This is a genomic window from Stenotrophomonas sp. YJH_SMC_6 (assembly GCF_059371335.1).
This window is the reverse complement of record NZ_JCAFUM010000004.1, coordinates 316,323-328,378: the sequence shown is the minus strand read 5'-3', so window position 1 is coordinate 328,378 and position 12,056 is coordinate 316,323. Positions and strand designations below refer to the sequence as shown.

General features: G+C 66.4%; 12 protein-coding genes. 6 read left to right on the top strand and 6 right to left on the bottom strand.

Annotation, left to right across the window (positions count from 1 at the left end; genetic code table 11):
• Positions 1 to 318 precede the first annotated feature (318 nt).
• From AC5P9N_RS06565 to AC5P9N_RS06550, 4 genes are read right to left on the bottom strand one after another with little or no spacing between them, the layout of a single operon-like run.
• Complete coding sequence (locus AC5P9N_RS06565) at positions 319 to 1,833, bottom strand: aminotransferase-like domain-containing protein (RefSeq protein ID WP_099484231.1); 1,515 nt, start codon at positions 1,831 to 1,833, stop codon at positions 319 to 321.
• Positions 1,834 to 1,842: 9 nt separating this feature from the next.
• A complete protein-coding gene (locus AC5P9N_RS06560; protein WP_049395335.1) occupies positions 1,843 to 2,442 on the bottom strand; it encodes a DUF6436 domain-containing protein in 600 nt (199 codons plus the stop codon).
• Entirely contained in the window at positions 2,442 to 2,720 is a 279-nt protein-coding gene (locus AC5P9N_RS06555) for a hypothetical protein (protein ID WP_005420041.1), read from the bottom strand. Before AC5P9N_RS06555 ends, AC5P9N_RS06560 begins: the two co-directional genes overlap by 1 nt.
• 55 nt (positions 2,721 to 2,775) lie before the next feature.
• Positions 2,776 to 4,191 carry an aminotransferase-like domain-containing protein gene (locus AC5P9N_RS06550; protein ID WP_099484230.1) on the bottom strand — a complete coding sequence of 472 codons (1,416 nt, stop codon included), beginning with the start codon at positions 4,189 to 4,191 and terminating at the stop codon, positions 2,776 to 2,778.
• Positions 4,192 to 4,374: 183 nt separating this feature from the next.
• Between AC5P9N_RS06550 and cyoA the strand changes: the two genes are divergently transcribed.
• The 5 genes from cyoA to AC5P9N_RS06525 are packed head-to-tail and all read left to right on the top strand — an operon-like array spanning position 4,375 to position 8,917.
• A complete protein-coding gene (cyoA, locus tag AC5P9N_RS06545; RefSeq protein ID WP_099484229.1) occupies positions 4,375 to 5,277 on the top strand; it encodes a ubiquinol oxidase subunit II in 903 nt (300 codons plus the stop codon).
• Positions 5,278 to 5,282: 5 nt separating this feature from the next.
• Positions 5,283 to 7,259: a cytochrome o ubiquinol oxidase subunit I gene (gene cyoB, locus AC5P9N_RS06540; protein ID WP_006474876.1), complete on the top strand. Its 1,977-nt coding sequence runs from the start codon at positions 5,283 to 5,285 to the stop codon at positions 7,257 to 7,259.
• Positions 7,256 to 7,891, top strand: a complete 636-nt coding sequence (gene cyoC, locus AC5P9N_RS06535; protein WP_099484228.1) for a cytochrome o ubiquinol oxidase subunit III — start codon at positions 7,256 to 7,258, stop codon at positions 7,889 to 7,891. The genes cyoB and cyoC overlap by 4 nt, the downstream gene beginning before the upstream one ends.
• A 1-nt stretch (position 7,892) precedes the next feature.
• Positions 7,893 to 8,225, top strand: coding sequence for a cytochrome o ubiquinol oxidase subunit IV (cyoD, locus tag AC5P9N_RS06530; protein WP_005411473.1), 333 nt, complete (start codon positions 7,893 to 7,895; stop codon positions 8,223 to 8,225).
• Positions 8,226 to 8,236: 11 nt separating this feature from the next.
• On the top strand, positions 8,237 to 8,917 hold the full coding sequence (locus AC5P9N_RS06525; RefSeq protein ID WP_099484227.1) for an SCO family protein: 681 nt from the start codon (positions 8,237 to 8,239) through the stop codon (positions 8,915 to 8,917).
• A 107-nt stretch (positions 8,918 to 9,024) separates the two neighbouring features.
• Here the strand turns inward: AC5P9N_RS06525 and AC5P9N_RS06520 are convergent, their stop codons facing one another.
• Together AC5P9N_RS06520 and AC5P9N_RS06515 are read right to left on the bottom strand one after the other, a co-directional pair.
• Positions 9,025 to 9,603, bottom strand: coding sequence for a DNA breaking-rejoining protein (locus AC5P9N_RS06520; protein WP_099484226.1), 579 nt, complete (start codon positions 9,601 to 9,603; stop codon positions 9,025 to 9,027).
• Positions 9,603 to 11,369 (bottom strand): S8 family serine peptidase, encoded by a 1,767-nt coding sequence (locus AC5P9N_RS06515; protein WP_005411470.1) that lies wholly within the window; start codon positions 11,367 to 11,369, stop codon positions 9,603 to 9,605. The genes AC5P9N_RS06520 and AC5P9N_RS06515 overlap by 1 nt, the downstream gene beginning before the upstream one ends.
• Positions 11,370 to 11,618: 249 nt before the next feature.
• Here AC5P9N_RS06515 and AC5P9N_RS06510 point away from each other — a divergent pair, with 249 nt between their 5' ends.
• Entirely contained in the window at positions 11,619 to 12,029 is a 411-nt protein-coding gene (locus AC5P9N_RS06510; protein WP_225792023.1) for a hypothetical protein, read from the top strand.
• Positions 12,030 to 12,056: the final 27 nt, after the last annotated feature.

The following is a 12,056-nucleotide window of genomic DNA, read 5'->3' as shown; positions in this document are numbered from 1 at the left end:
CGGGGAATCTTCCGCTGGCCAGCGGCCGGCACTACCGGTCGGGTGGGTGCCAACCTTGGTTGGCACATTCCAACCGTGCCGGGGAATCTTCCGCCGGCCAGCGGCCGGCGCTACCGGTCGGGTGGGTGCCAACCTTGGTTGGCACATTCCAACCGTGCCGGGGAATCTTCCGCCGGCCAGCGGCCGGCGCTACCGGTCGGGTGGGTGCCAACCTTGGTTGGCACATTCCAACCGTGCTGAGGAGTCTTCCGCCGGCCAGCGGCCGGCACTACCGGTCGGGTGGGTGCCGACCGTTGGTCGGCACATCCCATTCCAGGGCTACCGCTCGATCGCCGGCAACGCATCGGACAACAACAACCGATCAATCCGTCGCAGCGCACTCTCCAGCTGTCGGCGGTCCGCCGCCAGCCCCAGTGACAAACGCACGCCGCTCTGGTGCGAAACCCCTGGCGGACAGAACGCCGAAGATGGCGCAATCGCCAGCCCCTGCAGCTGTGCGGTACGCACCAGCGTGGCGTCGGTCCACGGCGCTGGTACCCGGCACCAGGCATGCAGGCCTTCCGCGCGCTGCAGCAGCGATGGCGCCAGCAGGTAGCGCGCCATGCGCATGCGCTCGCGTGCCTCGGTGCGCACCTGGGCCAGCAGTGACTGCGCCGAACCATCCAGCAGCAGCTGGCTGGCCAACGCCGAGACCAGCGGATGGCCCATCAGCCGCGTCGCCCGCAATGCAGCCGTCATCGCCTCAGCGTGCGCAGCGCTTGGGCACTGCACGAACGCAGTGCGCAGGCCGGGGCTGATCACCTTCGACAGCGTCGCCACGTAGAACACATGACGCGGTGCCAGTGCCGCCAGCGGTGTCGGTGCATCCTCGGCGAGGTGCCAGTAAGGATCGTCTTCGATCGCCAGCAGGCCTTCGCGCTCCAGCACGCGTGCCAGCGCTTCGCGCCGCTGCAGCGGCAGGGTCAGCGCGGTCGGGTTCTGGCAGGTGGGGTTGAGATAGACCAACCGCGCGCCGCTTTCGCGTGCCAGCCGGGCCAGCGCATCGGGGCACATGCCGTGTTCGTCGCTGTCCACCGGCAGCAGCCGCCGGCCCAGTGCAGCGGCGGCCTGCAGCAGGCCCGGATAGACGAGCGCATCGCAGAGGACCGCATCATCGTCGCGGCCCTGGCTGACCAGGATCGCGGCCAGCGCCACCTGGGCGCCTTCGGTCAGCAGCAGGCAGGCGTCGTCCACCTTTCCCAGCATCGGTTGCAGCCAGCGCGCCGCTGCGTGGCGGTCGGTCGGGTTGCCGCCGCCCAGGTGATAGGTCATCAGGTTGGGTGCGTTGCTGCGTGCAAGCACGGCGGCGGCACCGCGGCGCAGGGTCTCGGCCAGCGCATCGGCGTCGGGCACCGGCGGCACGTTCATGCTCAGGTCCACCACCTGGTCGAAGCCGGCCTTGGGCGGTGCGATGAAACTGCCTTGTGGCCCGCGTGCTTCGATCAGGCCGCGCTTGCGTGCTTCATCGAAGGCGCGGGTGACCGTGGTCAGGTCGATGCCGAGCTGCTGCGCCAACGCGCGCTGCGAGGGCAGGCGCTGTCCGGGTGCGAGGCCGCCACGGCGCACCGTGCGTTCCAGCGAATTGACGATGCGCAGGTAGATCGGCCCGTTGTGCGCGAGCACGTCCTGCACCCATTCGCGCGCTGCGACATCCGGTCGCGGCATGTACGGAGCATGTCGGGGCGTATCGTTGCTTCCAACGGCGGGAGCCTGTCCATAACCATCGGTCGGTTCGGACAGGTGACCGCCGTTGTTGTTTGCGGCGGCCGCACCGGCCAGCGTCAGTGATGTCATTGCGCGTCCTCAGCGCTTGGCCTGCCAGGGGCAGTAGCAGCCCACGGCAAGCAGTCCCTTTGGGCGCACGGTCTCGCCGCGCACCAGTCTGTCCAGCAGCGGTTCGACAAAGCTGTTGGCCGAGTTGCAGACCATGCCGATGCTGTACGGCCCGGCATAGGCGAGGTGGCCCTGGCGATCCCAGATGGCTACGGCGGGGCTGGCCGGGATGTGTTCGATGCCATCAATGGTCGGCAGGTTGATCACCTTGTTGCGCAGCGGCTCGGGCAGCTCGCCCTGGGTACCGGGGCGGCGGATCGCATAGAAGTCGATGCCGGCGCGGCGGTACATGCTGATCAGGTAGCTCAGGTGCGCACCGGTCTCGCGGTTGCACACGCTGCAGGCCGGGTCCCAGAAATGCACCACGCGGATGCGGCCGGTATCACCGGCCAGATCGGCCGGCAGGCGCAGCTGCGAATCGTCGAAGACGATGGCCTGTTCGGTGAAGGTGGACTGCGCGCTGTAGCCGAAGTACTGCCACAGCGCAGCCGCGACGCCAGCCATGAACAGGCAGGCGAGGGCGATCATCGTCGGCAGCAGCCAGCGGCGACGCGGCGCGGCTGCGCCCATCAGGACGCGTCCCCGCCGAACTTGTGCACGTACTGCTTGCGCATCTCGCGGCAGGAATCGGCCTGCGCGCGGCGCTGGATCTCGCTACGCGAGGGATCCTCGCTGCGCTGCACGCACTGTTCGATGGCGTGGCGCTCGGCGGCCTGCACGTCCACGGTCTGCGGCTGCAGGCAGACCCAGGCCAGCGCGGCCAGCATCAGCACCACAAAGCCACCGCACCCGGCCATCACCAGGTGGAACTTCAGTTTCTCGGCGCGCATCGATGCACGTCCCTTCATCCATACATTGCATACAAAATATCATCTTGTATGGATGAAGCGCCATGCACCCGGTTCAGACGATGGCGTTGTGCCGGGCTTCGGGGGCTTCAGACAGAATCTCGTTCAGCTTGGCCAGCGCCCCGGCCAGCGCGCCCTGGTCGACCGCGCCGCCCAGCGACAGGCGGATCGCGTTGCCCGGCGGCGGCTCTTCCACGCTGAAGGCATCCGAGTTGGCGATGCCCAGGCCCTGTTCCTGTGCGGCCTGGATCAACCGGTACTGGTCCAGCCGTGGCGGCAGCGGCAGCCACACATGCAGGCCGGCCGGATGCGCCTGGGCGCGGGACGGCAGGTACTGCGCGGCAATCGCTTGGCGCTCGCGCAGTTCCTGCTGGAAGCGCTGCACCATGTCCTGGGCCTGGCCGCTGCGGATCCACTGCGACGCCACCGCCACCATCGACTGGGTCGGCATCAGCGCGATCGCACGCAGCGCATCCAGCACCGGTTCCATCGGCTCGCCGGCCGGCACCACCAGGTAGGCGGTGCGCAGGCCCGGGGCCAGGCACTTGGACAGGGTGGAGATGTAATACACCGGGCAGCCGGCGTCGCGGTGGGCGGCCAGCGGCGGCGCGGCGTCACCGGCCAGCAACCAGTAGGGATCGTCTTCGATCACGGTCAGATCGTGGCGCTCCGCCACCGCCAGCAGGGCCTGCCGGCGCTGCGCCGACATCGTTGCCGTGGTCGGGTTCTGGATGGTCGGCACCAGGTACAGCAGGCGCGGGCGGCGTAGCTGGCAGGCCTCCTCCAGCGCGTCCGGCAGCATGCCCTCGGCGTCCATCGCCACCGGCACCACGCCCCGCTGCAGCACGCGCGCGGCGGCCAGCAGGCCCGGGTACGTCAGCTGCTCAGCGGCGATCAGCTCGCCCGGCTGGGTGCGGGCCAGGATCAGCGCGCACAGCGCGGTCTGCGCGCCCGGGCAAATCACCACCTGGTCGGCACCGACCGTGCCCAGCATTGGCGCCAGCCACTGCACCGCAGCGGCGCGGTCCTCACGGGTGCCGGCGCTGACGTGATAGCTCATCAGTTCGCCCTGGCCCAGCTGCTGGCCCACGTGCTGGAAGCCGGCCTCCATGCCCTGTGCGAACGGCGCGCTGCCCAGCAGCGGCGGGATGTTCATGCTCAGGTCCACCGAGGTGCTGCGGTTGCCGGCCGACAGCGCGATGAAGGTGCCGCCGGCGCCCTGCGCGTCGAGCAGGCCGGCCTGGCGCAGCTCGGCGAAGGCGCGGGTGACCGTGGTCAGGTCCACGCCCACCTGCTGGGCCAGGTCGCGCTGTGGCGGCAGCCGGTCGCCCGGGCGCAGCACGCCGTCATCCACCGCCTCGCGCACCTGCTGGGCAATCTGCAGGTACAGCGGGCCGGCGCCCTCGCGGAAGGGGCGAACCCAGGTGCGATTGGGGTGTTTCAGGCGGCGGCCGGCGGCAGGTGGCGTCATCGGTCAGTTTTTTCCATACGTACAGATGCACAAGTCCATACAATGCTGTATCTTGTATGGGCTTGATTGGAGTGGTTCGCCTGCTTGTAGGCGACCTCGTACCCACAGTGTAGCCGCTCCACGCCCGGGCGCTGCGCGCAGGCGAGCCGGTCAAGCGCGCTTCTTCAACAGGGTTGACCTCCAATGAATATCTGCTGGAACCGCATCCGCCTGGCGCTGGTCGCCCTGGCCTGCGTCGGCCTGTCGGGCTGTGACTGGGTGCTGCTGGATTCGAAGGGCATGGTCGGGCTCGCCCAGCGCGACCTGATCCTGATCTGCATCGGCCTGATGCTGATCGTGGTGATACCGGCCATCGTGCTGACCTTCGTATTCGCGTGGCGCTTCCGCGCCGGCAACACCAAAGCGAAATACACGCCGGACTGGTCGCACTCCACCAAGGTGGAAATCGTGGTCTGGGGCGTGCCGCTGATCATCATCGCGGTGCTGGCGGTGATCGTGTGGAAGTCGACCCACGAGCTGGACCCGTACAAGCCGCTGGACGTGGCCGGTGAGCCGCTGCACGTGGACGTGATCGCCACCGACTGGAAATGGGTGTTCGTGTACCCGGACCTGGGCATCGCCACCGTCAACCAGCTCAACTTCCCGGCCAACCGCCCGCTGGCGTTCAACATCACCTCCAACTCGACGATGAATACCTTCTTCATCCCGCAGCTGGGTGGGCAGATCTACGCGATGGCCGGCATGCGCACGCAGCTGCACCTGATCGCCAACGAGCCCGGCCAGTTCCGTGGCATGTCCGGCAACTACAGCGGGCATGGCTTCTCGAACATGAAGTTCATCGCCACCGCCAGCAGCAACGAAGACTTCGAGCGCTGGTTGGCCGAAGTGCGCAGCGCGCCGGACGCGCTCAGCTTCACGCAGTTCAAGGCGCTGGCCGCGCCGTCGAAGAACGCACCGGTGCAGCACTTCTCCAGTGTTGAACCGCTGCTGTTCAAGAAGGTCATCGACCAGTTCATCGGCGTTGGTGAGAACACCGCTGCTACCCCGGCGGGCGCTGCCGGCGGTGCCCAGGTTTCCCAGGAGTAACGAACATGTTGGGTAAATTGACGTGGGAGGCCGTGCCACTGCACGAGCCGATCGTCGTGGTCACATTGGCGGCCATGGTGCTGGGTGGCCTTGCGCTGCTCGGCGCGGTGACGTACTTCAAGCTTTGGGGTCCGCTCTGGCGTGACTGGTTCACCACCGTGGACCACAAGAAGATCGGCATCATGTACGTGGTGGTGGCGCTGGTCATGCTGGTGCGTGGCTTTGCCGATGCGCTGATGATGCGCGCGCAGCTGGCGGCGGCCGGGCCGGGCAGTGACGGCTTCCTGCCACCGGAGCACTACGATCAGATCTTCACCGCGCACGGCGTGATCATGATCTTCTTCGTGGCCACCCCGTTCGTGGTCGGCCTGATGAACATCATCGTGCCGCTGCAGATCGGTGCGCGCGACATGGCGTTCCCGTTCCTCAACGCCTTCAGCTTCTGGATCTTCGTGGTCGGCGCAGCGTTGATGATGATCTCGCTGGGCGTTGGCGAATTCGCCATGACCGGTTGGGTCGCCTATCCGCCGCTGTCGGGCATCGAGTTCAGTCCAGGGGTCGGTGTCGACTACTACATCTGGGCGTTGCAGGCTTCGGGCATCGGCACATTGCTGACCGGCGTCAACCTGTTCATCACCATCCTGCGCATGCGTGCGCCGGGCATGACCCTGATGAAGATGCCGGTGTTCACCTGGACCGTGCTGGTCACCAGCGTGATCATCATCGCCGCCTTCCCGATCCTGACCGTGGCGCTGGGTGCGCTCACCCTGGACCGCTACCTGGACTTCAACTTCTACACCAACACATTGGGTGGCAACCCGATGATGTACGTGAACCTGGTGTGGGCCTGGGGCCATCCGGAGGTGTACATCCTGGTGCTGCCGGCGTTCGGCATCTTCTCCGAAGTGACCGCCACCTTCGCGCGCAAGAAGCTGTTCGGCTACAAGTCGATGGTCGGTGCCACGCTGGCGATCGGCATCCTGTCGTTCATCGTCTGGCTGCACCACTTCTTCACCATGGGCTCCGGTGCCAGCGTCAATGCCTTCTTCGGCATCATGACGATGATCATCGCCATCCCCACCGGCGTGAAGATCTTCACCTGGCTGTTCACCATGTACGGCGGCCGCGTCGAGTTCAGCGTGCCGATGCTGTGGACCATCGCCTTCCTGGTCACCTTCACCATCGGTGGCATGACCGGCGTGCTGCTGGCCATTCCGGGCGCGGACTTCCTGCTGCACAACAGCCTGTTCCTGGTCGCGCACTTCCACAACACCATCATCGGCGGCGCGCTGTTCGGCTACCTGGCCGGCTTCGCCTACTGGTTCCCGAAGGTGTTCGGCTTCACCCTCAACGAGCGCTTGGGCAAGTGGTCGTTCGCCTGCTGGGTGATCGGCTTCTACCTGGCCTTCATGCCGCTGTACATGCTGGGTTTCATGGGCATGACCCGCCGCATGAACCAGTACGACAACCCGGCGTGGACGCCGTATCTGATCGCCGCCTTCATCGGCGCGCTGTTCGTGTTCGCGGGCATCATCCTGATGCTGGTGCAGATCTACGTGAGCGTGCGCGACCGCAAGCGCAACCTGGACCTGACCGGCGACCCGTGGAACGCACGCACGCTGGAATGGGCCACGCCGTCGCCGCCGCCGTTCTACAACTTCGCCGTGGTGCCCAAGGCCGATGAGCTGGACGCCTTCCACGAAGCGAAGAAGCGCGGCCTGCCACCGCCGCCGAAGAAGTACGCACCGATCCACATGCCGAAGAACACCGGCGTGCCGCTGATCCTCAACATCTGGATCCTGGTGCTGTGCTTCGCCCTGGTCTGGCACATCTGGTGGATGGCCGCGGCCAGCTTCATCGCGATGATCGTCACCCTGATCGTGCGGTCCTACGACGAGGACGTGGACTACTACGTCAGTTCCGAAGAGGTGGCGCGCACCGAAGCGGCCAACCTTGCCAAGCTGAAGGAGGTACGCGCATGAACCTGTTGACCCGCCCCGAACTGGCCAGCGACACGCAGGCGCGCGAGGACCACCACGAGCACGACCAAGGCCACGAACAGGGCGGCATGAAGGTGTTCGGCATGTGGGTCTACCTCATGTCCGACCTGGTGCTGTTCGGTTCGCTGTTCGCCTCGTACGCGGTGCTCAGCACCGCCTACGCAGGCGGCCCCACCGGCAAGGACTTGTTCTCGCTGCCGTTCGTGATGGCCGAGACCTTCCTGCTGCTGGTCTCCAGCATCACCTACGGCCAGGCCGTACTGGCGATGCATCGCCACGACACCTCGGCGGTGCTGCGCTGGCTGGGCGTGACCTTCGTGCTCGGTGCCTCGTTCATCGGCATGGAGATCTACGAGTTCTCGCACCTGATCCACGAAGGCGCAGGCCCCAGCACCAGTGCCTACCTGTCGGCGTTCTTCGCGCTGGTCGCCACCCACGGCCTGCACGTGGCCAGCGGCCTGATCTGGATGGCGGTGGTCATGCACCAGGTCTACCGCCGTGGCCTGACTCCGACCAACATCACCCGTGTGTCGTGCCTGAGCCTGTTCTGGCACTTCCTGGACCTGGTATGGATCTGCGTCTTCACCTTCGTCTATCTGATCGGAGCCTTCTGACATGGCCCACGTCGAAACTTCGCGCGCCGGCAATGCGCACGGCTCCACCAAGTCCTACCTGATCGGCTTCGTGCTGTGCGCGCTGCTGACCGTGGTGCCGTTCGCACTGGTGATGAACCCGGTGCTGTCGCGGCCGCTCACGCTGTTCCTGCTGGTCGGCTTCGCGGTGGCGCAGATCCTGGTGCAGCTGGTCTATTTCCTGCACATGGACCGCAAGTCCGAAGGTGGCTGGAACCTGGCCAGCTTCGTGTTCACCCTGGTGATCCTGTTCATCATCGTCGCGTTGTCGGTGTGGATCATCTGGAGCATGCACTACCACATGATGATCAACTGAGCCTGCGAACCGTGAAAGGCATCGCGTTCCCCCAACGTGGCCTGCGGCTGGCCGCAGGCCTGCTGCTCGGCCTGCTGGCCGGCTGCAGTGCGCAGTCGCGCATGGACTTCTACTCCAAGGACATCGCCTGCGAAGAGCTCGGCCAGCAGTGGTCGATGCCCGACAGCCACGGCACCGTGCGCGGCCCGAAGGACCTGCAGGGGCAGGTGACCTATCTGTTCTTCGGTTTCACCAGTTGCCCGGACGTGTGCCCGACCACCATGGTCGAGCTGAGCCAGGTCAAGCACCTGATGGGCAAGGATGCCGACCAGCTGCAGGTGGTGTTCGTCAGCGTTGACCCGGCCCGCGACACCCCGGAGGTTGCGCGGACCTACGTGGAAGCGTTCGACCCCAAGGCAATCGCACTGGTCGGCAACGAAGCGCAGCTGGCGGCGATGGCCAGCGACTTCAAGGCGTTCTACGATAAGGAACCCGGTCAAGTACCGGATACCTACACGATGAGCCACATTGCCGGTGGCTACGTGTTCGACCGCCAAGGGCGACTGCGCCTGTTCGCGCCCTATGGCATGCCGGTGGACAAGCTGTTTTCCGACGTGCAGCGCCTGCTGCTGGAGCCCGCTCATCCCGCCGCCGGCAACGACGCACTGGCCAGCTGCAGCCGCAAGCACAGCGACACACTCGCCGCCCGCTGACGCCACCTCTACCGCGGTGGGTGCCGACCGTTGGTCGGCACGCCCCCCCCACACCAATCCCCCGGCCGGCCAGGAGAGCCAGCCGGCCGGGGGCACCACTCAACGCCTTACTTGGTCTCTTCCCACTGCACCACGTCCGGCTCGGTGGCGCGGATACCGGCGATGGACAGCAGCCTGGTGGTCGCATCCAGTGCCGCGTTCACCGACGGATACTCCACGATGGCCTGGCCCGAAGCCTTCGACACCTTCACCACGGTGCCACCGGTGGCCGTAGCCGCGCGCTGGGCCGATGCCGCATCGGTGAAGAACACCTTGACCCGCGAGGTCGCCACCACCGGCGCTCCGTCGCGGGAGACCGCCGCCGCGAACTTGCCGGCACCGGCATCAGCAGGCGCGGCCGCTGCGCCATCCAGCGAACGCTTGGTACGCGAACTGGTGGTCGCCGCCGCCGGCGGGGTGATCGTGAACTGACCGCCGCTGGCCTGCTTCACGGTGGTCGAGGGAGACAGCTGGAAGCGCGTGCCGCCCACATCGAACGAGCGGCCGGTAGCGGACGCCTTCAGTTCCTGCGCATCCACGGTCGACAGGGTCCTGGCTGGAGGGGTCTGCCCCGAGCTCTGTGCCCAGGCAGGGGAGGTCATCGCCGCGAAGGCGAGCGTGCTCAACAGAATGGTGGTCTTCATCATCAGTGCCCCAGAACGCGGATCTTGAAGAATTCGAGGTTGCCGCGCGAAGCTGCGGTCGCGGCCTGCCCCATGTCGGTCACTTCCAGCGTCCAGGTGCCGCTGGCATTCTCATCCAGGAAGGCATTGCTGGACAGCAGGTCCCAGCTGGTGAAGTTGCTCTGCGCGCCACCCGTGCCCGAACCGATCGCGGTGAACGCCGGCTGCACCACGCTGCGGGTACCGCTGGGCGACACCAGCACGAACTGCAGCTGGCGCGTGTTGCGGTGGTTGACCCGGAAGCCCAGCTGCACGCTTTCGATGTTGCGCGCGCCGTTGGCCAACTGGAAGGTCAGGCGTGCGGCGGCAGCCGAGGTGTTGCCGATGGCCACGGTACGCGTGGTGTTGCGCCAGCCGCTGTCGACCAGCGCACCGAGCGACTGGAAGTTCTCGGCCACCTGCACCGCGCGTGCAGCGTTGACCACGCCGAAGCCATACCAGTTGCTGTAGGCACGTCCGGCAGCATTCACCGTCCAGCCCGGCACCAGCGTGCGCCCGTCGGCCAGCGTCACCGCCGGCTGGTTCGGGTGGTTGCGGGTGGCGGTGGTGGCCAGGATGTACTTTACATCGCGATAGGACAGGTTCGGATTGGCTTCCAGCACCAGTGCCGCCACGCCCGAGACCATCGGCGCTGACGCCGAGGTGCCGTTCATCTTGGCGGTGTAGTTGCAGGTGCTGTCGATGGCCGACAGGTTGCTGTCCAGCGTGTTCTGGCGGTTGGTGTTCTTGTTGCTGCCCTGCGCGCACCCGGTCACGTCGGTAGTGACGATGGCCGGGTCGTAGGCCCGCGCCACCAGGCCCGGGGCGTACTGCGCCTGCAGGCCGTACTCGCCGCCAAAGGCCGACACCCACAGCGCCGAGCCGGTGGAGGAATACGACGAGCGCACGCCATCGGCGCGCACCGCGCCTACGGTGATCACGTTGAACAGGTTGTTGCGCGGATCGCGTCCAGCCGGCACGCAGCCGGTGTTGCGGTTCTTGGTGTCGGTGGTGCAGACATCCTGGGTCTGGCTGATCGAGGCATTGTTGAAGTTGTTGCCGGCCGACTTCACGTAGATGCCGCCGCGGCCACCACGCGTGCCCGACAGCGCCTGCTCGTACGAACGAATCGTGTTTTCGCTGTACGCCAGCGGCAGGTTCGGATTGCCCGGGCCGGCGCCCCAGCTGTTGTTGAACACCTGCACGTCGGCCGACTCCGCGCCGTCCCACCAGGCGTACTCGATGTTGCTCTGCTGGTTGCCCAGGGCTGAGCGCGAAATCGGGTTGAAGCCCTTCAGCGTTGCCGCCGGGGCCACACCGCGCACGCCCAGGTTGTTGGCGCCCACCGCACCGGCGATGCCACCGACCATGGTGCCGTGGTTGTCGACATCCGGGTTGGTCGGGGTGGGGTTGTTCGAGCCATTGGTGAAGTTCTTGCCGGCTACCGCGGCCACGTTGGCCGCCAGGTCCGGGTGGGCGATCTGCAGGCCATCATCGACGATGGCGATGGTGACGCCCTGGCCACGGATGCCATTGCGGAACAGGCCATCCACGTTCAGGTCGTTGCCGGCCACCGGCAGTGTGTCGGCCGGGACCGTCTGACCGGTGTTGAGCAGGTGCCACTGGATACCCGCCAGCGGATCAGCCTGTTGGGCCTGGGCGGTGGCGGCCAGGCTGCCCAGCACCAGGGCAGTGGCGAGGGCCAGGCGCGCAGAGCGCGGTGGCGCGGAGCGTTGCGTGTGTCGCTTCATACACGAATCCTTCTGTTGTGAATCGGCATGGCAGGACGGCGGGGCGGAACTGCCCCATCGCAACGAGCCAAACGCGACACAACGGAGAACCCCCTACCTCTTCACACAAGCAATGTGCAGATGTGCCGATTGCGTCACAAACGCTTAGTACGTCAGGTTATGACAGGGCATTCGAATGCCTTCACGCCATCTTCGCGCGTCTGCTTCGAGGGCCGGAAACGTGGTAATCACATGCAGATGAAGACACGCATGAAGAATGGACGCCAGCGTGCACGTGCGCGCGCAGACCAGACCCCGCTCTCGGTTGCCGCCATCCGCAAGGTGGTGCTGTCCGTGCATACGCGCAGCCACGACTATGGCGACGATGCCGATATCGCCGAGTTGCTGCCCGAGCTGGCCGCATTCGGCATCACCACGGTGAAACCGCTGCGGCTGTTGATGAAGAGGCACCGACGCGCGCTGCTGCAGGAGGAACGGATCGTCATGCGCCGCGCAGAGACGCTGCATCTGCGCACCGAGTGGCGGCTCGGTGGCATAGACGTGCATGCCAACACCAGCCGCTACGCCATCGGCGGCCTGGTCCGCACCAGCATGGAACACGAATTCGGCTTCGAGACGATGCTGCCTTTCCACGAGGTGCGCGAGGACGAACCCGCGTAGCGCGGTGCCCTCCCGGCGGATGTGGCA

What these genes read in the sequence shown, in the direction of transcription:
- cyoA (WP_099484229.1), top strand. Translation starts at nt 4,375, where the DNA reads ATGAATATCTGCTGGAACCGCATCCGCCTGGCGCTGGTCGCCCTGGCC.
- AC5P9N_RS06510 (WP_225792023.1), top strand. Translation starts at nt 11,619, where the DNA reads ATGAAGAATGGACGCCAGCGTGCACGTGCGCGCGCAGACCAGACCCCG.
- AC5P9N_RS06565 (WP_099484231.1), bottom strand. Translation starts at nt 1,833, where the DNA reads ATGACATCACTGACGCTGGCCGGTGCGGCCGCCGCAAACAACAACGGC.
- cyoC (WP_099484228.1), top strand. Translation starts at nt 7,256, where the DNA reads ATGAACCTGTTGACCCGCCCCGAACTGGCCAGCGACACGCAGGCGCGC.
- AC5P9N_RS06560 (WP_049395335.1), bottom strand. Translation starts at nt 2,442, where the DNA reads ATGGGCGCAGCCGCGCCGCGTCGCCGCTGGCTGCTGCCGACGATGATC.
- AC5P9N_RS06520 (WP_099484226.1), bottom strand. Translation starts at nt 9,603, where the DNA reads ATGATGAAGACCACCATTCTGTTGAGCACGCTCGCCTTCGCGGCGATG.
- AC5P9N_RS06515 (WP_005411470.1), bottom strand. Translation starts at nt 11,369, where the DNA reads ATGAAGCGACACACGCAACGCTCCGCGCCACCGCGCTCTGCGCGCCTG.
- cyoD (WP_005411473.1), top strand. Translation starts at nt 7,893, where the DNA reads ATGGCCCACGTCGAAACTTCGCGCGCCGGCAATGCGCACGGCTCCACC.
- AC5P9N_RS06555 (WP_005420041.1), bottom strand. Translation starts at nt 2,720, where the DNA reads ATGAAGGGACGTGCATCGATGCGCGCCGAGAAACTGAAGTTCCACCTG.
- AC5P9N_RS06550 (WP_099484230.1), bottom strand. Translation starts at nt 4,191, where the DNA reads ATGACGCCACCTGCCGCCGGCCGCCGCCTGAAACACCCCAATCGCACC.
- cyoB (WP_006474876.1), top strand. Translation starts at nt 5,283, where the DNA reads ATGTTGGGTAAATTGACGTGGGAGGCCGTGCCACTGCACGAGCCGATC.